The organism is Alcaligenes sp. SORT26, assembly GCF_017377875.1.
In the GTDB taxonomy this organism is placed as follows: Bacteria; Pseudomonadota; Gammaproteobacteria; order Burkholderiales; family Burkholderiaceae_B; genus Alcaligenes; species Alcaligenes parafaecalis.
In genome coordinates this window covers 3720303-3743322 of the sequence record NZ_CP070975.1, presented here as the reverse complement: position 1 = coordinate 3743322, position 23020 = coordinate 3720303, and the positions used below count along the sequence as shown (strand labels likewise).

The window sequence follows — 23020 nt, the reverse complement described above, 5'->3', positions numbered from 1 at the left end:
AAAGTGCCGCTACAATACACCGTTAGTTTTTGACAACCCACACAAAAAAATCCTCAGGAGCCCCACATGTCCGCTGTTGACATTCTGACTCTCATCCCCGCCCAGGCTGCTGGCGGCGAAAATGCCTTGATGGGCATGCTGCCCATCATCTTGATGTTCGTTGTGCTGTACTTCCTGATGATTCGCCCTCAGATGAAGCGTCAGAAAGAGCACCGCAATCTGGTGTCCAACCTGGCCAAAGGCGACGAAATCATCACTTCCGGCGGCCTGCTGGGCAAAGTCAGCAAAGTTCACGACAACTACCTGACCGTTGAAGTGGCCAACCTGACCGACAAGCCGGTCGAAGTTCTGGTCCAACGCGTGGCCGTTACGACTGTTCTGCCTAAAGGCACCATCAAGTCGCTGTAATGCCTCCGACCCCGGACCTCGGTCCGGGGTTGCCATTTCTGCACCCGTCGTAGATATCCCATGAATCGTTATCCCCTCTGGAAATATGTCATCGTCTTGGTCGCGCTGGCGATCGGCCTGATCTATACCTTGCCCAATCTGTTTGGTGAGTCTCCTGCTGTGCAGGTTTCCAGCGCCAAATCCACGGTCCGGCTTGAAACCAACCTGATCAGCCATGTTGAAGAGCTGCTCAAGAAAAACAATATTCCTACGACGGGCTCATATTTTGAGCAAAACGGACCCAGCGCCACCGCGCGTTTTCGTTTTGAGTCCACCGATGTTCAGCTCAAGGCCAAAGACCTGATCGAGCGTGAACTGAACAAGGACTCCACCGCAGCCGCTCCCGACTACACCGTCGCGCTGAACCTGGTGTCCGCGTCGCCTGCCTGGCTGACCGCACTGGGCGCCCACCCCATGCACCTGGGTCTGGACTTGCGCGGTGGCGTGCACTTCCTGCTGCAAGTGGACATGCAGGGCGCACTTCAAGCCCGCTACGACTCCATGGTGGCTGATGCCCGCAGCGTGCTGCGCGAGGCCAAAGTGCCCGTTGGCAACATCGAGCGTGATGGTCACTCTCTGCGCATGAGCTTTGCGTCGGCAGACGAACGCGACAGCGCTCAATCCGAAATGCGCCGCGCCATGCCTGATCTGGCCTTCACTCCTGTCGGCGACAACGGTTTGAGCGCTCGTTTGACGGAAGCAGCCACCATTCAGGTACAGTCCAACGCGCTTAAACAAAACATCACCACCTTGCATAACCGAATCAACGAGCTGGGCGTAGCCGAGCCTGTGATTCAACAGCAAGGGTCAGACCGTATCGTGGTGCAGTTGCCCGGTGTGCAGGATGTGGCCAAGGCCAAGGAAATTCTGGGCCGTACCGCCACGCTGGAACTGCGCATGGTGGAAGACTCCCCTGCTGCTGTTGCCGCTCTGAACTCGGGCACCGTGCCCTTTGGTCTGGAGCGTTACACCGAACGTGGCGGTGCTCCTTTGCTGCTGCGCCGTCAGGTCATCCTGACGGGTGAAAACCTGCAAGATGCCCAGCCCGGTCGTGATTCGCAAACCCAGCAGCCCACCGTCAACCTGACGCTGGACAACAAGGGCTCGCGCATTTTCCGCGACATTACCCGCAACAACATCAACAAGCGCATGGCCATTGTGCTGTTTGAAAACGGCGTGGGTGAAGTGGTGACGGCTCCGGTAATCCGCAGCGAAATTCCTAACGGCCAGGTACAGATCAGCGGCAGCATGAATGCTCAGGAAGCCGCCGATATTTCCCTGCTGTTGCGTGCCGGTTCGCTGGCCGCCCCCATGAGCATTATCGAAGAGCGCACCATTGGCCCAAGCCTGGGTGCCGACAATATTCGCCAGGGCTTTAACGCCACGCTGTACGGCTTTATTGCGATCGCCATCTTCATCATGCTGTACTACCACCTGATTGGCCTGTTCTCCACCATTGGCCTGACCTTCAACGTGCTCTTGCTGCTGGCCGTACTGTCCATGCTGCAGGCAACCTTGACCTTGCCCGGTATTGCGGCGATTGCGCTGACCCTGGGTATGGCCATTGACGCCAACGTGCTGATCAACGAGCGTATCCGTGAAGAGCTACGCAATGGTGCTTCACCGCAGCAAGCCATTCACCTGGGTTTTGATCGCGCCTGGGCCACCATTTTCGACTCCAACTTGACCAGTCTGATTGTGGGTGTTGCTTTGCTGGCCTTCGGTTCCGGTCCCATCCGTGGTTTTGCGGTGGTACACGTGATCGGTATTCTGACCTCCATGTTCTCTTCGGTGGTTGGGGTTCGTGCCCTGGTCAATCTCTGGTATGGCAACCGTCGTCGCCTGCAGGGAATTTCGATCGGCCAGGTCTGGAAGCCACAGGACAAGAAGTAAAGCGCCAAGGCCGGTGCGAACCGGCCAGGCCCAACTACAGGCATAAAGCATCATGGAATTTTTTCGTATTCACCGCACTATCCCGTTCATGCGCCATGCGTTGGTGCTGAACCTGATCAGTTTTCTGACGTTTATCGCAGCGGTTGTTTTCATTATCTTGCGCGGCTTTCATCTGTCCATCGAATTTACCGGTGGTACGGTCATGGAAGTGCACTATCAGCAAACGGTGCAAGTCGAGGATGTACGCGGTTCGATTCAATCGCTGGGCTATAGCGATTTTCAGGTTCAGAACTTCGGTACTTCTCAAGACATCATGATCCGTCTGCCCGTGCTGGACGGTCAGGACTCGACTCAGCAAAGCGAGCAAGTTATCCAGGCCTTGAAACAGCAGCACTCGGACGTGGAACTGCGCCGTGTGGAGTTTGTTGGCCCTCAAGTCGGGCAGGAGCTATTGCATAACGGCCTGATGGCCCTGGCCTTTGTGGTCGCGGGTATCTTGCTGTACCTGGGCTTCCGCTTTGAATGGAAGCTGGCGCTGGCGTGTGCCATTGCCAACTTGCACGACGTGGTCATCATTCTGGGCTTTTTCGCCTTCTTCCAGTGGGAGTTCTCGCTGTCGGTGCTGGCCGGTGTTCTGGCGGTACTGGGCTACTCGGTGAACGAATCGGTTGTGGTCATGGACCGTATCCGTGAGAACTTCCGCAAGCAGCGCAAGATGTCGGTATCCGAGATCATTGACCTGTCCATCACCCAGAACATCTCGCGTACCATCATCACTCACGGTTCTACCCAGATGATGGTGCTGTCGATTTTCTTCTTCGGTGGCCCAACCCTGCATAACTTCTCGCTGGCGCTGACCATCGGTATCTGGTTTGGTATCTACTCTTCCGTGTTCGTGGCGGCCGCTATTTCCATGTGGTTGGGCGTGAAACGTGAAGATCTGGTCAAGCCTGTCAAGAAGGATGAAGGCGGCGAGGTTGTAGAAGGTTAAGTTGCTTCTTTAGTCGCTATTCAAGAAAAGCCCGACATTGTTGTGATGTCGGGCTTTTTTGTTTCTGAGGCTGCTGGAATGCGGGGAATAGGGTGGCAGGCGTTTGTTTTATTGAGGGCCGGGGCAGGTCGGCTTGGCGGGTTATTCGCCCGTGCTGCGCACGGGTCCCCTTGTCAGAGGCCAGATGCGGGCGGGTCGTGAACTCGGAGCGCGGTTTGTCCCCCGGACAAACCGCAAGCGTGCTCCTCAAACAGCACGACCCTTGCACCCCGCATCCACCCTCCGCCCGCGGCGAACAACCTGACTCGCCCGCCGACCTGCCCCGGCCCTCAATAAAACAAAAAGAGGTTTACTGCTGCCACCCTATATTTATCTGAAGGAGTACTTCGGTACGACGGCTATACAGCGGGCGATACTGCGATGGCGATATGGCGGAACCTCAATACTGTAGCGACCGCGGCGATGTCTACAGCGAAGCTCATTTCCGTGGGCTGATATAACTTGCCGCAGTCATGTTCAGATCACAAGCAGCAAGGATCAGATAAGACACTACACACCGACAGTGGGGGGAACGAAATAGCGGCAGACTACTCAATTAATGCGGGATGGTTTCATCCGGCCGCAGCGTCAATACGCGCACACCACTTTCTGTCACAGCCACCGTGTGCTCAAACTGTGCCGACAGCAAACCATCACATGTACGTACGGTCCAGCCGTCTTTCCCCGTTTGCACCGCATGGCCGCCTTGATTCAGCATGGGTTCAATCGTGAAAGTCATGCCCTCTTTCAGTCGCAAGCCCGTACGCGGCGTCCCCCAGTGCAGCACCTCGGGTGCTTCGTGCATTTCCCGCCCGATGCCGTGTCCGCAGTAATCTCGAACAACCGAGTAGCCGTTCTTGCGTGCGTACTGCGAAATGGCGAACCCTACGTCTCCTAGTGTCGCGCCAGGGCGTACTGCCTGTATGCCCTTCCACATCGCCATATAGCAGGCATCGACCAGTTTTTGCGCAGCAGCAGTCACCTGCCCTACCGTGTAGGTTTTGCTAGAGTCTGCAATAAAGCCTTTCTTCTCCAGAGTGATATCGAAATTCACGATATCGCCCTCTTTCAGCACATCCGCAGTGGATGGCATGCCGTGGCACACCACTTGATTGGGCGAGGAGTTCAGAACATAGGCATAGCCATACTGCCCTTTACTAGCAGGCCGGGCTTGCAGATCCTGGACGATATAGCTTTCGACCAGATCGTTGATCTGCATGGTGTTCATGCCAATCAGGTTCAATTGGTCCAGACGCGTAAACACTTGGGCCAGCAAACGCCCCGACTCGGCCATCAAGGCAAGTTCATCTGCCGTCTTGATCATGCTGGCTCCGTCTGATCCAGAGGCACAGCAGGCTCACCCAAACCGGCCGCCTTCATTTCACGGGCGACAATTTCGTTAAAGCTCAAGGTCGGATTCAGTTCGCACAGCAGCCCCATACGTATCCAGAAAGCCGCCTGCGCATTGATGGAACGACACGAAACCGTGCTCGCCTTGCGTAGCTGGTCGTGCAGCTCGTCATCAATATTCACGATACCCATTTCTCAATCCTTATATGATCCATATACGAATCATATAATCCACAAAAACAGGACGCAAGCAGAACCTGTCTGAAGATCCGATCCAGCCCGATACCCTGGCGAGACTGTTTCCAGTCCTCTTCATCCAAAGGGCGGCCTGTCTGCAACAAGTCCTCCCCCATGAGCCCTGCTTGCTTGTGGCTCATGGGAGGCTGGGCGTTATAATGCTCGATTCATCATTTTCAATGGCCCGCGGGATATACACCCGTCACGGCTCCTTCTATGACCGACACCACAATCTCTACCCCCGTCAGCGCGGACGCTGCCTCCAAGCCTGCCCGCAAGCTCTTCATTCGCACCTTTGGCTGCCAGATGAACGAGTACGACTCCGAAAAAATGGCCGACATCCTGAATCAGGATCGTCCCGTGGAGTTGACCACCAACCCCGAAGAAGCAGACATCATCCTGTTCAATACCTGTTCGGTGCGCGAGAAAGCGCAAGAAAAGGTGTTTTCGGATCTGGGTCGGGTTCAGCACCTGAAAGCGCTCAATCCCGATCTGGTGATTGGCGTGGGCGGCTGTGTGGCCAGTCAGGAAGGCGACACCATTATTCGTCGCGCACCCTATGTGGATGTGGTGTTCGGCCCCCAGACCTTGCACCGCCTGCCCGAGCTGATCGTCAAGCGCCGCAACAGTGGCCGCTCGCAAGTGGATATCAGCTTTCCGGAAATCGAAAAGTTCGACGCTCTGCCCCCCGCACGCGTGGAAGGCTATTCGGCCTTTGTGTCCATCATGGAAGGCTGCAGCAAATACTGTAGCTTCTGTGTGGTGCCCTACACCCGTGGTCCTGAAGTCTCCCGTCCTTTTGACGATGTGCTGATGGAAGTGGCTGACTTGGCCGACCAGGGTGTGCGTGAAGTGACGCTGCTGGGCCAGAACGTGAACGCCTACCGTGGCCCTACCGACGTCGTGGGCGAGATTGCCGACTTTGCCATGCTGCTGGAATACGTACACGAGATTCCTGGCATCGAGCGCATTCGCTACACCACCTCGCACCCCAAGGAAATGACCTCGCGCCTGATCGCCGCCCACGGCAATCTGCCCAAGCTGGTGCCCTTCCTGCACCTGCCCGTACAGGCTGGCAGCGACCGTATTCTGTCTGCAATGAAACGCGGCTACACTGCGCTGGAGTTCAAATCCATCGTGCGCCGCTTGCGCGAAGCGCGTCCCGACATCGTCTTGTCCTCGGACTTTATTGTTGGCTTCCCCGGTGAAACGGAAGAAGATTTCCAGAAGACACTGAAGCTGATTCGTGATGTGAATTTCGATCAGTCTTTCTCTTTTGTGTATTCGCGTCGCCCCGGCACGCCGGCCGCCGACCTGGAAGATAACTCCACCAAAGAAGAGAAGCTGGACCGCCTGCACCGTCTGCAAGCTCAGATCAACGAGCAGGCCCAGGCGATCAGCCAGGCCATGATCGGCAGCGTGCAACGCATTCTGGTTGAGGGCACCTCGCGCAAGGACGATTCGGAACTGAAAGGCCGTACCGAAAACAACCGCATCATCAACTTCCCCGGCGACCCTCGCCTGATCGGACAAATTGTGGATGTGCATGTGACTCAAGTACTGACCAACACTCTGCGCGGAGAAATCGTGACCCATGACCGGGTTGCAGGAGCCTGATCTATGACTAGCCAACGCCGCCGCATGCCCACTGCTTTGCGCCTGGACGGGGACAATACCCATCTGGCCAATCTGTGTGGCCCCCTGGACGAAAACATCAAGCAGATTGCCATGGCGTACAACGTCACCCTGCGTCGGCGTGGCAGTCATGTTTCGATTGAAGGCGAGCGCGCGGACGAGGCCGCCAAGGCGATTGACTGGTTTCATTCACGTGCCGTACACCGGTCCTTGAATATCGACGATATTCAACTGGGTCTGGTGGAACTGGGTGCCAGCCGCAGCCACGAACCCGCCAAGAAAGCTGAACCCCTGCCCGAGCCCCCTCCGGTTGGCCAGGAAGACATCAGTCTGCGCACCGCCAAGCGCGATCTGCGTCCCCGTACGCCCGGCCAGCGCGATTACCTGCGCAATATTCTGGCTAATGACATCAACTTTGGCATAGGCCCGGCCGGCACCGGCAAGACCTGGTTGGCGGTAGCCTGCGCAATTGATGCGCTAGAGCGCGAATCTGTCCACCGTCTGGTTCTGACTCGGCCTGCTGTAGAGGCGGGCGAGCGCCTGGGCTTTTTGCCCGGCGATCTGGCCCAGAAGGTAGACCCGTATCTGCGCCCGCTATACGACGCTCTCTACGATCTGATGGGTGTAGAAAAAGTGCAGCGCCTGTTTGAAAAACAGATTATCGAAATCGCGCCTCTGGCCTATATGCGTGGCCGCACGCTAAACCATGCTTTTGTGATTCTGGACGAAGCCCAGAACACCACACCAGAGCAAATGAAAATGTTCCTGACCCGCATCGGTTTTGGCAGCAAGGCCGTGATTACCGGCGACCCCACCCAGGTGGACTTGCCCAAGGGCCAGCGCAGTGGTTTGACGCATGCGGTCAAGGTGCTGGAAAACGTGCAGGGCATTTCCTGCTCGCGTTTCAGCAGCCGCGATGTGGTGCGCCACCCCTTGGTCGCGCGGATTGTGGACGCTTACGAGGCCGCGGGTGATGCCTGATTTATCCTTGAGCGTTCAATACGCTGTTCCCTGCCCCGAACTGAGCCGTTCACGCATTCGCCGCTGGATGCAGCGAAGCATTGATATGGCCGTGGAACGTATTCACCCCGAAGACCGCTTCACTGCCTTGGCCGCGACCTTGCGCATTGTAGATGCCGAGGAAGGCCAAAGCCTGAACCTCAGTTACCGGGAGCGCGACTACGCAACAAACGTCCTGACCTTTGAATATGGCCAGGATGAAGACGGCGTCGTCCAGGGCGATATCGTGCTGTGCCTGCCTGTGCTGGAGCGTGAAGCCCAGGAACAGGGCAAGCCTTTTTTGCATCATGCCGCGCATCTGATTGTTCACGGCTGCCTGCATTCTTTGGGGTATGACCACATCGAAGAAGACGAAGCACAGGACATGGAAGCGCTGGAAACTGCCATTCTGGCCAGCCTGCGTATTCCCGATCCCTATCAGGAACGGTAAACCTGCCCTTTGCCAGGGCCTGCCCCCCAATCATCACAAAACCGGGGGAAGACTCCATCCCCTTCGCCCATTTTGAATGATGACAGGTCCATACCTTGTCATCATTTTTCGGTTATGCTTGTTTCTCCCTTAACTCGTCCTTCGGACAATGTCAGACTCTGCTCCCGACCCTGAGCCTCGCCCTTCCAAGGCCAGCTCAAACAATCCCATCTCTCGCTTAAGTGCTTTTTTCAATCGGCGTCACGAACCCGAAGACCGAGAAGACCTTAAGTCTGTCCTGGTTGCGGCCCATGCCCGCAACGTTATCGACGACGAATCCCTGTCCATGATCGCCGGAACGCTGGATATGGCCAGCAAGACCGTGGCCGATATCATGGTGCCGCGATCCAAGATCGATATGCTGGACATCGCCAAGCCTTTGACCGAGATGCTGCCCATCATTATTGAGACGGGCCATAGCCGCTTCCCTATCTACGAGACGGAACGCGACAACATCATCGGTATTTTGCTGGCCAAGGATTTGCTGCTCTCGATTGCCAATCCCACACTGGATTTGCGTCCACTGATCCGTCCTGCCGTCTTTATCCCCGAGACCAAACGCCTGAACGTCCTGCTGCACGAGTTCCGTGGCAGCCGTAATCACTTGGCCGTCGTTATTGACGAGCACGGTGGCACCGCAGGCTTGGTCACCATGGAAGACGTGCTGGAACAAATTGTGGGTGACATCGAGGACGAATACGATGAAGACGCCGAACAAACCATCTTTCAGGCTGGCCCTGATAGCTGGCGTGTCATGGCGCTGACTGAAATCCCCGATTTCAACGAAGCCTTCCAGACCAATCTGCCTAACGACGACTTCGATACGGTAGGTGGTTGGCTGGCCTCCGAATTGGGACATATCCCTCGCCGGGGCGATGTGGCCCAGCTCAATGGCATCAGCATCACGGTCGTCCGCGCCGATGCCAAGCGAGCCCTTTGGTTACACGTTCAGCGAGCCACCCCCGCCGAGCCTAATCTTGAACAAGCCTGATTCCAAACCTTTACCCCAGGCGCTTAGCGTCGCTTTATTGCTGGGCCTGGGGGGCTTGCATGCCCTGTCCTTCTCCATTGGCCCGCTGCCATCCTGGATTCTGCCCTTTTATCAAATCACCTTGCTGGCCATTGCCTGTTCGCAGATCATGGCCTCGCGCTCGGTACGGCAGGCCTTCGGCCGCAGCTATCTCTTTGGTCTGGGTCACTTTGGCGTAGGGATTTATTGGCTGTACATCAGCATGCACCAGTATGGTGGCATGCCCTCCTGGATGGCCGCCCTGGGTGTCTTGCTGCTGGCGGCTGCCCTGGCCGTCTTTCCGGCGCTGGCCTCTGCCGTCTGGCAAAAGCTGCGCCCTAAAGACGATAGTGATTCCTGGCTACCACGATTGTTATTATCGGCAGGCTGGGCAAGTTGCTGGGCGCTGAGCGAATGGCTACGCGGTAATTTGTTGACCGGTTTTCCCTGGCTGAACATAGGCTACGCCCACGCCGAAGGCATGTTTACCGGTTGGGCACCCGTTGTCGGCGTCTATGGTCTGGCCTGGCTATCCGCCTTCAGTGCCGCCGTCATCGCCCAATTTGCCGCATCCAAAGACAAGAACCAAAGCCCGTCCAGCGCGATTGGGATTGGTATTGCCATGGTATTTGGCCTGATCGGTATCAGCCTGCCACATATTGCCTGGGTACAAGCCCATGGCGCGCCCTTTATTGCCCGTTTGGTACAAGGCAATATCGACCAAAGCGCCAAATTCGGCCCCAATATGGCTGAAGGCATAGAGCGGTACTACGAGCTGGCTAATTTGCCCGCCAAGACACCAGAAGACACTCCCCGCCTGATTGTGCTGCCCGAAACCGTAATCCCGGTTTTGCAGAACCGCCTGGAAACCAGCTTCTGGCTACGCTGGACAGAACTGGCTCAACGTCATCAAGCCAATCTGGTGCTGGGTGTACCCATGGACCGTGGCACAGAAAATGGCAAGCTCAGCTATACCAATAGCGCTTTGCTGATCAGCCCGGACACACAGCCACAAGATATTTTGAACAGCACGGCCAGCTATTACGACAAGCACCATCTGGTGCCGTTTGGCGAATTCATCCCCACAGGTTTTCAGTGGTTCGTAGACATGATGAACATCCCCCTGGGGGATTTCCATCGTGGTGCGCTGCCACAAGCCCCCTTCCAGATGGCGGAAGGCCGCGTTGCTCCCAATATCTGTTACGAAGACGTATTTGGTGAAGAAATCATCCAGGCCGTGCAAGGTACGCCTGATCAGGAAGGCGCTACCTTACTGCTCAACATCAGCAACCTTGGCTGGTTTGGGGACTCCTGGGCCTTGAGCCAGCACCTGCAGATCTCGCGGATGCGTGCTTTGGAAACAGGCCGCCCCATGCTGCGTGCCACCAATACCGGCATGACAGCAGCCATTGATCCGCGTGGCCGTATTCGTGCCGTATTGCCGCCCTTGACTCCGGGCGTGCTGGATGTGGAAGTGCAAGGCACTACCGGCCTGACTCCCTACGTGAAGTACGGCAACCTGCCCTTCCTGATCTGGGCCAGTCTGATTCTGATTATTTTTGCTTGGCGATCCCGCCGTCAGCACTAAGCATCACGGTATTCAAGACAGCGCCTTGGGCGCAGAAGCACCGCAGTAGAGGCTGCCTGACGCAGCCTTACTGCAAAACCTGCGGCGTATTGGGATGCAGACGCTCTACAAACCCACCCGCATGATCCCGATTCCAGGTCTTGCACCAGTCCACGAACTCGCCGGCTGGAATGGGTGTAGAGCACAAATAGCCCTGCATATAGTCGCAACCCGCGTTGTTCAGCAAATCCAGTTGCTCGTGGCTGGTGACCCCTTCTGCTACCACCCGTAAACCCAGCTTTTGTGCCATCACAATCATGGCCTGGGTCAGCACCAGATCCTCACTGCTCAAGGCCAGATTACGGATATAACACTGGTCAATTTTGAGCACATTGATAGAGAAGCGCTTCAAATGCGAGAGGGACGAGTAGCCAGTACCAAAATCATCCAGCGCCACACTCATGCCGTATTCACGCAAGGAGCGTAACTGTTGCAAGGCTTGGCCCTGGTCGTCCAAGAGCAAACGCTCCGTAATCTCCACGACTAGCGCATCGCCCGGAATGCCTTGGTGTTGCAGGTATTCCACCCATTCCCGTGCACAGGAACCGTTCAATTTGAATTGCGCTGGTGACACATTCAGGCTGACTCTAAAACTGGGGTCCAGTTCGTGGCGCAACATCACTGCCGCCTGGGCGGCTGTCTCAAACACCCACTCGCCAATCAAGACAATCAAGCCCGAGTCTTCAGAGAAAGGAATGAACTCCGAAGGCGGCACCAGGCCCAATTGCGGGTGCTCCCAGCGAATCAAGGCTTCAGCACGGGTTACGCGCCCCGTGCGCAAATCAACAATGGGCTGGTAATACAACTGAAACTGATGTTCGCTCAAGGCTTTTTGCAAGTCCTGAGAGAAGCGCAGGCGCGCTTCCACCGCTTCACTCATGGCGGGCAGGAAACGGCAGTATTGATTGCGACCACAGGCCTTGGCGGCGTACATGGCCATATCCGCATTCTTCAATAGCTGACCGGCGTCGTCGCCATCCTCAGGGAACAAGGTAATGCCCACACTGGCAGAGACTGACACCGAGTTCTTGCCCAACTGAAACGGCTCTTCAATGGTGTCCAGCAAACAGCGGCAGGTACGCTCCACAATCGAGGTATCACTGATGTCCGACAAAATCACGGTGAACTCATCCCCACCAATACGAGCCACGGTATCCGTTACCCGCACGCAACGCTGCAAACGCTGGGCCACTTCCTGTAAAAGCACATCGCCTTTCTCATGCCCCAGGGAGTCGTTCACATCCTTGAAGAAATCCAGATCCATGAAGATCAGCGCAAAGGGCAAACCGGTGCGGCGAGACTGCTCACGCGCTTGCTGCAAACGATCCTGGAACATCTGACGATTGGGCAAACCCGTCAAATGATCGTAGTGCGCCTGCTTCCACATCTGCGCTTCACGCTTTTTATGGCTGGTAATGTCGGTGAACAAACCGATATGGCGATACACCGTGCCATCTGGATTCCAGGCTGTGCTGATAGTCAGACGTTCAGCAAAGTCTTCGCCGTTTTTACGACGATTCCAGATATCCCCCTGCCAGCGTCCCGTTTCCGAGATTTCACGCCACATCTTGCGGTAGAACTCACGGTCCTGACGACCTGAATTCAAAATGGACAGCGTGCGGCCCCGAACTTCATCCAGCTCATAGCCCGTAATACGGCTGAAAGCGGGATTGGCATCCACAACATGACCAAACCGATCCGTCACCACAATGGCTTCACAAGTGTTCTCGTACACCACGGCAGCCAGACGCCCGGTTACTTCATTACGTACCCGCGTGGTGATGTCCTGCACCACGGACACCATCGCCATACGGCCTTCAAGCTGAATGGGAATTGCGCAAACCTCGACATCAATCGATTTGCCGTCATAACGCAGTGCTCGCGTTTCATAGCGCAGACTATTCCCGCCAGAACGCGAATCCGGCACCACTTGAGTTAAAGAGGGAAATCGAGGCTCCAGAAAAACCTGGTCAACCGTGAACTCCTGCCGCAATTGCGCACGGCTATATCCCAATGTTTCAGCCAGCTTTTTATTAACAAAATCAAAGCGACCATCTCGGGATAAATAAACTCCCAATAAAGGGTTATGACTCAAACTGCGGCATATGGCATTGAGCTGAGATAAATTGCGTTGCTGAATAGCGTGCTGGGCATCCAGTTGCTGAATCTGCAAGCCGCAGTAATTCAGAATCTGGGATAAATAACGCGTTTCGCTCGTGCCGGAGCTGGTGCTTTTTGCCCGGTAATGACCACTGGTAAAGGCTCTGCCCTGGGCAACCAACTGCCGCAAGGGATCGGCCGCCCAGGCACGCAACATGAAGTAGGACAAACACAGCGCGATCAAGTCCAGGCTCAGCATAAAGAACACCGTCCAGCGGTGCTGGGCACGAGTGCTTTCACGCGAGGCATCGAACGCATCCAGCAATTGCTGGGTGTTATGACGAAATAGGGAGTCTTCCGCATTCAGGCTGGCGGCGGGCAACAGGACTTGCTCCGAGCTGACCGGAAAGTCCAGGCGCATCAGGCGCCGCTGCCATTCATTACTAAGCTGCGACACCAGGCCTAATAAAGGCTTGTCCAAAGGCAGCAGCATCACGCCATCAACCACACCACCGTCTCTCAGTAGCTGCACCACGCCCTGGAACTGCTGATCCAAATGACGCAAACGGGCAGGAGTGGAGCTGGAGGGTGCGGCCAGGGCCACGGAATAGCTGATATCAGAGAGCTGACGCAATAGGCCGCTACTGGCCTGCAGGCGAGTTTCCGCCTGATTTTGCTTGTAAATGACAGTAACCGTTGCCGAGATCAACAACAGCCAGACCAAAAGCACCCAAATCAGCAAGGCACTTAAACTGATTCGTCTTTGTGCATCCACTGGAACAGGCAGAGGTGATGATATGCACTGCTTTGCTGACATAGCGCCATTAAATAAAAAAATGCAGGCTAAGAGAATGGCCTACAAAACGTAATTATTGCAGGTGAAATGTTACCCAACGAAGCATACCATCATTAGATTACAGAGCAGCGCAAATTTCGTATAAACCCTGCATTTATGCGCCTAAGGCGAGAATAAGACAACATCAACAGGGACAAAAAAACGACGGTAACACTTGAAAGTATTTCCTTCTATTGAGCCATAAATGAAACCTTGTGACACAAAGAAGATACAAAACTCCGTATAAAACAAAAAGATACAAGCAGCCGTCGGGATGACCCTGATCCCTTTTCACAGCGCCTGCCAGCCAGGAACATCGCCTTGCTGTCCTGGCGTCTTTGCCCCTCTGAGCCCCCTCAGGAAGTTTTTTTCACTTTATTTTGAGTTTTCCTCTCAAAACACTTGCACAAAGTTCAAAACACCCCCATAATCTCAATTCTTCGTTGGTGGTCAACAAAAAGAACACCGAAATGGGGGTATAGCTCAGCTGGGAGAGCGCTTGCATGGCATGCAAGAGGTCAGCGGTTCGATCCCGCTTACCTCCACCAAAAAACGAAGATTAGCTGTAAAGTCCTGTCCCCTTCGTCTAGAGGCCTAGGACACCACCCTTTCACGGTGGGTACAGGGGTTCGAATCCCCTAGGGGACGCCAAAGCTTTTGCTTGGCAACCGCTGCGGAGCGGTAGTTCAGTTGGTTAGAATACCGGCCTGTCACGCCGGGGGTCGCGGGTTCGAGCCCCGTCCGCTCCGCCAAAAGATTTAAAAAATCAGTCCCAGACTGGTTTAGCAGTTTGAAGTGGCAAGCCTCGTCAAGCCTGACACTTATTTCGATACTTTGGTTTTTTGACGCAGTTAAAAAACGAAGTAAAGAAAATTGGGGGTATAGCTCAGCTGGGAGAGCGCTTGCATGGCATGCAAGAGGTCAGCGGTTCGATCCCGCTTACCTCCACCAAAACGACGATTTAGTTGTAAGTCCTGTCCCCTTCGTCTAGAGGCCTAGGACACCACCCTTTCACGGTGGGTACAGGGGTTCGAATCCCCTAGGGGACGCCAAAGCTTTTGCTTGGCAACCGCTGCGGAGCGGTAGTTCAGTTGGTTAGAATACCGGCCTGTCACGCCGGGGGTCGCGGGTTCGAGTCCCGTCCGCTCCGCCAAAAGATTCCAGAAAGCCTGATAGATTTCGATCTGTCAGGCTTTTTTTCATGCCCTCTCAGAACTATCTGACTTGAACGCCGGGCACACATCAAAATGGCAAGGCTGGCCCGTTATAAGACCCCGATCCTCTATAGCCACCACGCCCATCCGACTCCCAGCGGGAACCCGAGTTGCGACCAGTCCCTCTAAAACCGCCTCGACCATCAGCATCCCAGCCCGATCCAGAATTACGACCCGTCCCTCGGTAGCCACCACGACCATTCGTTTCCCAACCGGAACCAGAGTTACGGCCAGTGCCCCGAAACCCGCCGTGGCCATTGGACTCCCAACCTGCCCCGGATTCTTTCCCTGTCCCTCGAAAGCCGCCACGACCATTGGACTCCAAGCGAGACCCAGAACTTGCGCCTGAACCTCTGTATCCACCACGCCCATCCGACTCCCAACGAGCGGTCGAATGACTATCAGTCCCTCGGAATCCACCGCGACCATCGGACTCCAACCTGGCACCCGAGTTGGCTCCCGACCCCCTGAGACCTCCTCGGCCGTCAGAATCCCAACTAGAACCACTATTGCGCCCAGTTCCGCGAAAACCACCGCTGCCATTCGAGTCCCAACCGGACCCGGAATTACGCCCTGTCCCCCGGTAACCACCACGGCCGTCGGAATCCCAACCAGAACCTGAGTTCCGACCCGTTCCCCGGAAACCACCTCGGCCGTCCGACTCCCAGCCCTCTCCACTACTACGACCTACCCCTCTATAACCTCCCCGACCATCAGACTCCCAGTTTCCAAAAAACTGAGCATGTACGGGGCTCGCCACCAATAGGCCCGTCACCAGTGCAGCGATGATTCGAGTCAAATTTCTCACTTCCGCTCTCCCATATATTCCAATAAAAAAGCACAAAAGCCAGATAGTTCTGGAATCTAGCAGGCTTTTCACCGCCCTGCACCCCAATCGACAACCGCCTTGCAGCTTACCAGGACGCGGCACCCCAGCCCTTCCCTCCCGCAAATAGCCAGCCCCTGGCTTCAGACACTCAATTTTCTTGCTCCCAAGCCCCAAGGAAGTTAATGTATTGCATTATCGTTACTTCAACATTCAACTTCCATGCCAGCCAGCACCTTGGGCCAGCGCGGCCCGACCGAACATCATCGCCGCGAACAGATTATTGAACAGGCCCATACGCACTTCCGTCTGTATGGCTATCGCAAAACCTCGGTTGCCAGCCTGGCCAAAGCCATAGGCGTATCCAGTGCCTATCTGTATCGGTTTTTCGACTCCAAGCAGGCTATCGGGCAAGCGATTTGCCATTCGGTACTCCATAGCATGCACGTGCAGCTACAGCAGATTGTTGATGGCGATCTGCCTCCTATCGAACGCCTGCGTCATTTCACGGAAACTGCCTGCAATCTAAGCCTGGAGCTGTTCTTGCAAGAAGGCCGCATGCAGGAAGTGGTAATTGAAGCCTTGCAAAACAACTGGGCAACGGTAGACCAGCACAGAGAAGACTTGCTGACCCAGATCACCGCTCTGGTGCGTGCAGGCCGTGAAAGCGGCGACTTCGAGCGTCGCACGCCTTTGGACGAAGTAGTGCAAGGCATCCTGTTTGCCTTGACCGCCTGTCTGCACCCTGTCTTGCTGGAAATACATCCACCTGAAAAAACCCGCCAAGGTTTGCTGGTGGTGACGCAGCTTATCCTGCGCAGCCTGATGCCTTGAGCATCCAGCCCCAAGTTACAGTTCATCCAACCATTTACTTACCCGGAGTCCTGAATGGCTCTTTTCCGCTCTCTTAGCCCTGTTTTGAGTTTGTCTGCCGCCCTTGTACTGATGGGGTGCAGCCAGCAGACGCAGGAGGCCGACCCTCGCACTCAGGCTCCTTTGGTCATTCAAAGCGTGATTCAACCCAAAGCAGATCAACAGCGACGTTTTCTGGGTTTGATCAGTGCACGGGTAGAAAGCCCCTTGGCCTTCCGAGTAGGCGGCAAGATTGATACACGCAAGGTTCAGAACGGCGAGCACGTAGAGAAAGGCCAGCTCCTGATGACGCTGGACCCAAAAGACCTGCAACTGGATCATCGAGCACGTCTGGCCGCCGTACAAGCCGCCACGGCCCAGGCTGAGCAGGCTCAGTCCGATTACAAACGCTTGTCCCTGCTGGTCGAGCAAGGTGGCGTATCCCGTCAGGCTCACGAGCAGAGCAAACAGGCATTACGCAGCGCCCAGGCTAATTTGAAGTCCGCCCAGGCTCAGGCCGAGATCGCCCACAATGCGGATCAATACAGCTCTTTGAAGGCAGAAGCCAGCGGCATTATCACGGCCCAACTGGGTGATGTAGGGCAAGTGGTCAGCGCCGGACAAGCCGTGCTGCGTCTGGCCCAGGACGGCCCGCGCGATGTCATTGTCAGCCTGCCCGAGCAATGGGATATTCCCCTTGGCACACGTGCCACCATTGAACTGACCGACTCCCAGGAAAGTCTGCCCGCCCAATTACGGGAGCTGGCCCAGTCGTCCGACCCGGCCACCCGCAGCTATCAGGCCCGCTTTTCTTTTGCGAATGAAAACGTCACAGCCCGATTGGGCTCCAGCGCCATCGTGCATTTGACGCCTCCCGACGCCAATGCCTTGAATCAAATCCCGCTGACCGCACTTTACGATGCGGGCAAAGGCCCTGGCGTATGGGTGATTGATAATCAAAAAACCGTGCATTGGCAGCCTGTGACCATCGCCAAGCTGGCGCAGGAACACGCTTACTTGTCCGAAGGACCGGAAGCCGGCACACCTATCGTGGCTTTAGGGGCCAATCTTTTGCATGAAGGCCAGGAAATTCGCCCTGAAACACGCGAGGCCAAGCAATGACAGGCCGCTTTAACCTCTCCGCACTGGCGGTACGCGAACGGGCCATTACGCTATTTCTGATTATTGCCCTGGCTGCATCCGGTATTTATTCCTTCGTCAAACTGGGACGAGCCGAGGACCCGGCCTTTACGGTCAAAGTCCTGACGGTAACGGCCATGTGGCCCGGTGCCACCGCTCAGGAAATGCAGGATCTGGTGGCCGAGCCCATGGAAAAGCGCATGCAGGAACTGCGCTGGTTCGATAAGGTCGAGACCGTTACCCGGCCCGGCACCGCGCTGATGGTGGTGACCCTGAAAGACACCATGCCGCCTGCCGACGTCCAAAGCGAGTTTTATCAACTACGCAAGAAACTGCAGGACCAGGCTCCCCGCTTGCCTAAAGGCGTGCAGGGGCCTTTCGTGAACGATGAGTACTCAGATGTCTCCTTCAGCCTGTTTGCGCTCCAGGCGCCCGGCCTGCCCCCACGCCTGCTGACCCGTGAGGCCGAGAAGGTACGCAGCCAGTTGCTGCAAGTTCCCGGCGTCAAGAAGGTCAATATTCTGGGCGAACAAAGCGAACGCATTTTTGTCGATCTGGACGAGGCCAAGCTGCACAATCTGCAGCTCAATCCCCAGCAGATTTTGCAAGCCCTGTCCAAGCGCAGCGCCATGGCGGCCAGCGGTGCGATCAGCACAGACGGCCCACGCATTCATATGCGCATCAGCGCTGGGCTGGATGATGTGGAGGCCATCAGCAATACCTATATCTACGTTCAAGGCCACAACCTGCGTCTGGGCGATATCGCCACCATCAGCCGTGGTTACGAGGACCCGCCCAGCTTCGAGATTCACCATAATGCCCAGTTCGCCATGCTGCTGGATGTGGTGATGCAGGAAGGCTATAACGGCCTGTATCTGGGCAAGGATCTGGAAAAAGCTCGTGAAGACATTGCGGCTGCCCTGCCCCTGGGCTTCTCGCTGGATACCGTCACCAACCAGTCGGTGAATATTGCCTCTGCCGTTGGCGAGTTCATGTTCAAGTTCTTCGCTGCGCTTAGCGTAGTGCTGCTGGTATGTCTGGTCAGCATGGGCTGGCGTGTGGGCATTGTGGTGGCGGCGGCTGTTCCCCTGACACTGGCCATGGTGTTCGTCATCATGATGATGACAGGCAAGGTCTTTGACCGGGTAACGCTGGGCGCACTGATCATCTCTTTGGGTCTACTGGTGGACGACGCCATTATTGCGATCGAGATCATGATCGTGAAAATGGAAGAAGGCATGGACCGCCTGAAAGCGGCTGCCTATGCCTGGAACCATACCGCCGCCCCCATGTTGTCCGGCACGCTGGTAACCATTATCGGCTTCCTGCCTGTGGGATTTGCCCGTTCCTCTGCCGGGGAATACGCAGGCAATATCTTCTGGATTCTAGCCGCTGCCCTGCTGACTTCCTGGCTGGTTGCTGTAGCCTTCACCCCCTACATGGGCGTCAAGCTCCTGCCTGCCATTCCAGCACGCCCGGGCGGCCATCAAGCCATCTACGACACCCCTAACTACATGCGTCTGCGTCGCATGATTGCCTGGTCGGTGCACCATAAGTTCATGGTGACTGGCATTGTGGTCCTGGCTTTCGTGCTGGCTGTGGTGGGCATGGGTTTCGTCAAACAGCAGTTTTTCCCTACTTCTGATCGCCCCGAACTTTTGGTGGAAGTGCAGCTACCGGAGGGCAGCAGCATACAGTCCACCCAGATGGTGACTCGCAAGGTAGAGAGCTGGTTACGTGAGCAGCCGGAGACCAAGCTGGTCACCAGTTATGCCGGACAAGGCGCTCCCCGCTTTTTCCTGTCTTATAACCCTGAACTCCCTGATCCATCGTTTGCACGTCTGGTTGTTCTGACAGCCAACCAGCACGACAGGGACGACTTGCTGCAACGCTTTCGCCAAGTGGTGGCCGATGGCCTGACCCCGGAAGCGCGCGTGCGCGCAACCCAACTGGTGTTCGGCCCCTCCACCAAATACCCCGTTGAGTTCCTGGTACGCGGCCCTGATCTGGACAAGCTGCGCAGCATTTCCGAGCAAGCCATGAGCATCATGCGTGCTGACAAGGATATGCGTCAGGTCAACGTGGACTGGGGCTCACGCGTGCCGGTATTAAAGCTGGACGTTGATCCCCAACGCCTGCAAGCACTGGGCTTGAACCGCCAAAGCCTGGCCGAGCAAATCCAGCTACAACTGGATGGCAGCACGGTTGCTGAATACCGCGAAGACTTGCGCAATGTCCTGGTTGTGGCACGCAGCTCCGCCATCAACCGCCACGATCCGACACGCTTATCCGGCCTGACGGTGATGAATGAACAAGGTCAGAACCTGCCTTTGGAGCAAGTGGGCAAGCTGGAGATTATTCAGGAAGAGCCCAAGCTGGCCCGCCGCAACCGCCTGCCAACCATGACGGTGCGCGGTGATATTGCGCCGCACGTGCAACCGGCTGAGGTCGCCAATCGCGTCATGAAAGAGTTTGCGCCTTTGCAGGCCACACTGCCGCCAGGCTATCTGATCGAGATGAGCGGTATTACCGCCGAGGCCAAGAAATCCAACGATGCCTTGCTGCCCGTATTCCCGGTGATGATTGCCCTGATGCTGCTGGTGATTGTGATTCAGGTTCGCTCGCTGTCGTCCATGATCATGGTGTTCCTGACCGCTCCCCTGGGCTTGATTGGTAGTGTGCCCGCCCTGCTGATCTTCCAGCAGCCCTTTGGCTTTACGGCCATTCTGGGTCTGATCGGTCTGGCGGGGATTCTGATGCGCAATACGCTCATCCTGATCGAGCAGATCAAGACCAACCGGGCCGAAGGCGCATCCCCTTACGATGCGGTGATTGAAGCCACCGTGCAGCGCGCCCGGCCTGTCATTCTGACGGCCCTGGCAGCGGTGCTGGCTTTCATCCCCCTGTCCTTTTCGGTGTTCTGGGGCTCCATGGCCCTGACACTGATCGGTGGCACGGCCATTGGCACGATCCTGACGCTTTTGTTCTTGCCTAGCCTGTACGCGATCTGGAATCGAATCCAGGACCCACGTACCGCTTAACTTGCTTGAGGGCTGAAACTGTGTAAATAATGGTTGCATGGCTTAAAAACCATGCATCCCACTGCTAGTCTTGTGGGTCTAGAGAACAGAACGACGCAAGATAGCTTATGTCTACACAGAAAGACCTGCCCGCCGCCCTGTCTCACGCTTTCGAGAAGGCGATCTACCGTGTCCATAGCCCGCAGGGCGATATAGATGTGCGCATCGGCCAGCTCAACCGCCCGCTGAATAAATTGCTGGAGCAAGAAAACAGCCGTGGCGCGGCCATTCTGACGGCCTGCAATCCAGGCGCACAAATTTGCAGCCGCGCCTTTAACGATGCGGTTCAGGAAAGTCTGCTGCGCGATTTGCAGAAGCTGGACCTGCGCTGGTGGCCCGCAACCAACCTGGACCCCAGAGGCAAATGGCCAGATGAACCCAGCCTGCTGGTGCTGGATATCAGCTTGCAACAAGCGCGCTGGCAAGCACGCCTGTTCAAGCAATTGGCCTTTGTGTATATCCCGGCCAATGGCAAGCCACAACTGCATCAGGTGCAGCAGCGCCTGCCGGTGTCGGATCAGGCGGACTTAAACAGCCCCATTCCCTTCTAGACGCTGACGGAAGCCCTGGGCAATGGCGGCACCTTTCAGCCGCCCTTCCGGCAAGACCTGTGCCCAGGCACGCCACTCATGGCCGGTCGCAACCAGCACACCATCCATATTGAAGACCTGATACTCCAGCTTGAAGCGTCGCTCCAGCCATTGAGCTACCTGTACGCAAACGCGAATATCACGGTCATAGGTGACGGGCGCACGGAAGTTGGCCCCCACATCGACCAATGGAGTGACTGCATCGTATTCTTGCCGCAAAACGCGCTGGCTTAAACCCACCTGCCGCAACCAGGCCTGATACGTGCAGTCGAACCAATAAAAATAATTGGGATAGAAAACAATCCCGGCCTCATCGCAATCACCCCATTCCACGGTGATGCGGCGCTCGAACGCGTGCATGTTTATCCTTTCGCAAAATCGCCCGTCAGTTTACCTCGGATAAAAAGGCTGAAGCCACGGTCATCAGGCGCATAAGCAATGCTTGAAACATTTAGCAAACATCAACAGAGAAACAATTTGTATCGCACGGAACGACTCCGATTAAGAGAAGTTAGCAGCATCTTCGCTTAACTATCGCCGAAATAAGCATTTCAGGAACAAAGCAGGCCAACACTGAGCAGGCGCAACAGTCGTCTTTCACAGGCAGAAAACCTAGCATAGCCGCGTCACTGAATAAGGTAGCCTGCCATGTCTGTACATTCCTCTGCCCCCTGGACAATCCGCCGCATCACCGAGCTTTACGAGCTCCCTTTTATGGACCTCCTGTTCCAGGCGCAGACCGTACACAGGCAGCATCACCCAGCCAATCAAATTCAGCTCTCCAGCCTCCTGTCCATCAAGACCGGCGCCTGTCCTGAGGATTGCTCCTACTGCCCGCAATCGTCCAAGTATCAGACCGAGCTGGAGCCAGAACCCTTGATGCCCTTGAATCAGGTACTGGAAGCCGCCCGCGCGGCTCAAGCACAAGGTGCACAGCGCTTTTGCATGGGTGCGGCCTGGCGTTCACCCACGGAAAAACAACTGGACCAGGTTATTGATATGGTCAGCGCTGTCAAAGCAATGGGCCTGGAGACCTGTGTCACCCTGGGCATGCTGAAAGATGGTCAGGCAGAGCGCCTGAAACAGGCTGGGCTGGATTACTACAATCACAACCTGGACACCTCGCCGGAGTTCTACGGCCAGATCATCAGCACGCGCACCTACCAGGATCGTCTGGACACCTTAGAGCGCGTACGCGCTGCCGGTTTGAACAGTTGCTGCGGCGGCATTATCGGCATGGGTGAAAGCCGTCGTGAACGTGCTGGCCTGCTGGCTCAACTGGCCAATATGCGCCCCTACCCCGAGTCCGTGCCTATTAACCAACTGGTTAAAGTGCCTGGCACCCCTCTGGATCAGGTAGATGATCTGGACCCTTTTGAGTTTGTCCGCACTATTGCCATTGCCCGTATCCTGATGCCGACCAGTGCCGTGCGCCTGTCGGCTGGCCGCGAAACCATGGACGACAGCACTCAGGCGCTGTGCTTTATGGCTGGTGCCAACTCCATTTTCTATGGCGAACAATTGCTGACGACCGGCAACCCTCAATTTGTCGCGGATCAGGATCTGTTTGCCCGCCTGCAATTAGAAGCCGCAAAAACCACCGTCTCCGAGCCTCCCTTGTCTCTGGAACAAACCCGTCCCCGCGCTATGGTCGAGGCCCTTTAAG

Annotated in this window: 17 protein-coding genes and 6 tRNA genes; 19 read left to right on the top strand and 4 right to left on the bottom strand. The window is 56.1% G+C overall.

Features of this window, described 5'->3' with window-relative positions; genetic code table 11:
- Positions 1-66 precede the first annotated feature (66 nt).
- Genes yajC through secF form a run of 3 tightly spaced genes read left to right on the top strand, consistent with a single transcriptional unit; the run spans position 67 to position 3331 of the window.
- Entirely contained in the window at positions 67-408 is a 342-nt protein-coding gene (yajC, locus tag JYG33_RS17100; RefSeq protein WP_207873338.1) for a preprotein translocase subunit YajC, read from the top strand.
- A 60-nt stretch (positions 409-468) separates the two neighbouring features.
- Positions 469-2340, top strand: coding sequence for a protein translocase subunit SecD (gene secD / locus JYG33_RS17095; RefSeq protein WP_207873337.1), 1872 nt, complete (start codon positions 469-471; stop codon positions 2338-2340).
- 52 nt (positions 2341-2392) lie between these two features.
- Positions 2393-3331 (top strand): protein translocase subunit SecF, encoded by a 939-nt coding sequence (gene secF, locus JYG33_RS17090; RefSeq protein WP_207873336.1) that lies wholly within the window; start codon positions 2393-2395, stop codon positions 3329-3331.
- Between the two features lie 595 nt (positions 3332-3926).
- On the opposite strand, the gene map is transcribed toward secF, so the two are convergent.
- Together map and JYG33_RS17080 are read right to left on the bottom strand one after the other, a co-directional pair.
- Positions 3927-4694: a type I methionyl aminopeptidase gene (map, locus tag JYG33_RS17085; protein ID WP_207873335.1), complete on the bottom strand. Its 768-nt coding sequence runs from the start codon at positions 4692-4694 to the stop codon at positions 3927-3929.
- Positions 4691-4912, bottom strand: coding sequence for a ParD-like family protein (locus tag JYG33_RS17080; RefSeq protein WP_153229165.1), 222 nt, complete (start codon positions 4910-4912; stop codon positions 4691-4693). The genes map and JYG33_RS17080 overlap by 4 nt, the downstream gene beginning before the upstream one ends.
- A gap of 261 nt (positions 4913-5173) precedes the next feature.
- On the opposite strand from JYG33_RS17080, the gene miaB reads away from it, so the two are divergent.
- The 5 genes from miaB (at position 5174) to lnt (ending at position 10678) form a co-directional block, all read left to right on the top strand.
- Positions 5174-6574, top strand: coding sequence for a tRNA (N6-isopentenyl adenosine(37)-C2)-methylthiotransferase MiaB (gene miaB / locus JYG33_RS17075; protein WP_207873334.1), 1401 nt, complete (start codon positions 5174-5176; stop codon positions 6572-6574).
- A 3-nt stretch (positions 6575-6577) separates the two neighbouring features.
- On the top strand, positions 6578-7573 hold the full coding sequence (locus JYG33_RS17070) for a PhoH family protein (RefSeq protein WP_207873333.1): 996 nt from the start codon (positions 6578-6580) through the stop codon (positions 7571-7573).
- A complete protein-coding gene (ybeY, locus tag JYG33_RS17065) occupies positions 7566-8042 on the top strand; it encodes an rRNA maturation RNase YbeY (RefSeq protein WP_207873332.1) in 477 nt (158 codons plus the stop codon). Before JYG33_RS17070 ends, ybeY begins: the two co-directional genes overlap by 8 nt.
- A 148-nt stretch (positions 8043-8190) precedes the next feature.
- Positions 8191-9072, top strand: coding sequence for a transporter associated domain-containing protein (locus JYG33_RS17060; protein ID WP_207873331.1), 882 nt, complete (start codon positions 8191-8193; stop codon positions 9070-9072).
- On the top strand, positions 9059-10678 hold the full coding sequence (gene lnt, locus JYG33_RS17055) for an apolipoprotein N-acyltransferase (RefSeq protein ID WP_207873330.1): 1620 nt from the start codon (positions 9059-9061) through the stop codon (positions 10676-10678). Before JYG33_RS17060 ends, lnt begins: the two co-directional genes overlap by 14 nt.
- Before the next feature lie 67 nt (positions 10679-10745).
- Here lnt and JYG33_RS17050 read toward each other — a convergent pair whose 3' ends face one another.
- The gene (locus tag JYG33_RS17050) at positions 10746-13547 is read right to left on the bottom strand and encodes an EAL domain-containing protein (RefSeq protein WP_243430216.1); all 2802 of its coding nucleotides are present in this window, start codon (positions 13545-13547) and stop codon (positions 10746-10748) included.
- Positions 13548-14124: 577 nt separating this feature from the next.
- On the opposite strand from JYG33_RS17050, the gene JYG33_RS17045 reads away from it, so the two are divergent.
- The 10 genes from JYG33_RS17045 (at position 14125) to JYG33_RS17000 (ending at position 21315) form a co-directional block, all read left to right on the top strand.
- Positions 14125-14200: transfer RNA gene (locus JYG33_RS17045), tRNA-Ala, on the top strand.
- A gap of 27 nt (positions 14201-14227) precedes the next feature.
- Positions 14228-14303: transfer RNA gene (locus JYG33_RS17040), tRNA-Glu, on the top strand.
- Between the two features lie 24 nt (positions 14304-14327).
- A tRNA-Asp gene (locus JYG33_RS17035) sits at positions 14328-14404 on the top strand.
- A 123-nt stretch (positions 14405-14527) separates the two neighbouring features.
- Positions 14528-14603, top strand: a tRNA-Ala gene (locus tag JYG33_RS17030).
- 25 nt (positions 14604-14628) lie between these two features.
- Positions 14629-14704 (top strand) — tRNA-Glu (locus tag JYG33_RS17025).
- A 24-nt stretch (positions 14705-14728) separates the two neighbouring features.
- A tRNA-Asp gene (locus JYG33_RS17020) sits at positions 14729-14805 on the top strand.
- 1109 nt (positions 14806-15914) lie between these two features.
- A complete protein-coding gene (locus JYG33_RS17015) occupies positions 15915-16526 on the top strand; it encodes a TetR/AcrR family transcriptional regulator (protein WP_207873329.1) in 612 nt (203 codons plus the stop codon).
- Positions 16527-16580: 54 nt separating this feature from the next.
- Positions 16581-17666: an efflux RND transporter periplasmic adaptor subunit gene (locus JYG33_RS17010; RefSeq protein WP_207873328.1), complete on the top strand. Its 1086-nt coding sequence runs from the start codon at positions 16581-16583 to the stop codon at positions 17664-17666.
- Positions 17663-20725, top strand: a complete 3063-nt coding sequence (locus JYG33_RS17005) for an efflux RND transporter permease subunit (RefSeq protein WP_207873327.1) — start codon at positions 17663-17665, stop codon at positions 20723-20725. The genes JYG33_RS17010 and JYG33_RS17005 overlap by 4 nt, the downstream gene beginning before the upstream one ends.
- 107 nt (positions 20726-20832) lie before the next feature.
- Entirely contained in the window at positions 20833-21315 is a 483-nt protein-coding gene (locus tag JYG33_RS17000) for a DUF3293 domain-containing protein (protein ID WP_207873326.1), read from the top strand.
- On the opposite strand, the gene JYG33_RS16995 is transcribed toward JYG33_RS17000, so the two are convergent.
- Positions 21292-21714 carry an acyl-CoA thioesterase gene (locus JYG33_RS16995; RefSeq protein ID WP_207873325.1) on the bottom strand — a complete coding sequence of 141 codons (423 nt, stop codon included), beginning with the start codon at positions 21712-21714 and terminating at the stop codon, positions 21292-21294. The two genes, JYG33_RS17000 and JYG33_RS16995, sit on opposite strands and share 24 nt — an antisense overlap.
- 288 nt (positions 21715-22002) lie before the next feature.
- On the opposite strand from JYG33_RS16995, the gene bioB reads away from it, so the two are divergent.
- A complete protein-coding gene (gene bioB, locus JYG33_RS16990; RefSeq protein WP_207873324.1) occupies positions 22003-23019 on the top strand; it encodes a biotin synthase BioB in 1017 nt (338 codons plus the stop codon).
- The last annotated feature ends 1 nt before the right edge of the window (position 23020 follow it).

Bases quoted from the DNA above. Each gene is read 5' to 3' on its own strand.
- JYG33_RS17005 (WP_207873327.1), top strand. From the start codon at position 17,663: ATGACAGGCCGCTTTAACCTCTCCGCACTGGCGGTACGCGAACGGGCC.
- bioB (WP_207873324.1), top strand. From the start codon at position 22,003: ATGTCTGTACATTCCTCTGCCCCCTGGACAATCCGCCGCATCACCGAG.
- JYG33_RS16995 (WP_207873325.1), bottom strand. From the start codon at position 21,714: ATGCACGCGTTCGAGCGCCGCATCACCGTGGAATGGGGTGATTGCGAT.
- yajC (WP_207873338.1), top strand. From the start codon at position 67: ATGTCCGCTGTTGACATTCTGACTCTCATCCCCGCCCAGGCTGCTGGC.
- JYG33_RS17060 (WP_207873331.1), top strand. From the start codon at position 8,191: ATGTCAGACTCTGCTCCCGACCCTGAGCCTCGCCCTTCCAAGGCCAGC.
- secF (WP_207873336.1), top strand. From the start codon at position 2,393: ATGGAATTTTTTCGTATTCACCGCACTATCCCGTTCATGCGCCATGCG.
- secD (WP_207873337.1), top strand. From the start codon at position 469: ATGAATCGTTATCCCCTCTGGAAATATGTCATCGTCTTGGTCGCGCTG.
- JYG33_RS17015 (WP_207873329.1), top strand. From the start codon at position 15,915: ATGCCAGCCAGCACCTTGGGCCAGCGCGGCCCGACCGAACATCATCGC.
- ybeY (WP_207873332.1), top strand. From the start codon at position 7,566: ATGCCTGATTTATCCTTGAGCGTTCAATACGCTGTTCCCTGCCCCGAA.
- JYG33_RS17080 (WP_153229165.1), bottom strand. From the start codon at position 4,912: ATGGGTATCGTGAATATTGATGACGAGCTGCACGACCAGCTACGCAAG.
- JYG33_RS17010 (WP_207873328.1), top strand. From the start codon at position 16,581: ATGGCTCTTTTCCGCTCTCTTAGCCCTGTTTTGAGTTTGTCTGCCGCC.
- map (WP_207873335.1), bottom strand. From the start codon at position 4,694: ATGATCAAGACGGCAGATGAACTTGCCTTGATGGCCGAGTCGGGGCGT.
- JYG33_RS17000 (WP_207873326.1), top strand. From the start codon at position 20,833: ATGTCTACACAGAAAGACCTGCCCGCCGCCCTGTCTCACGCTTTCGAG.
- miaB (WP_207873334.1), top strand. From the start codon at position 5,174: ATGACCGACACCACAATCTCTACCCCCGTCAGCGCGGACGCTGCCTCC.
- JYG33_RS17070 (WP_207873333.1), top strand. From the start codon at position 6,578: ATGACTAGCCAACGCCGCCGCATGCCCACTGCTTTGCGCCTGGACGGG.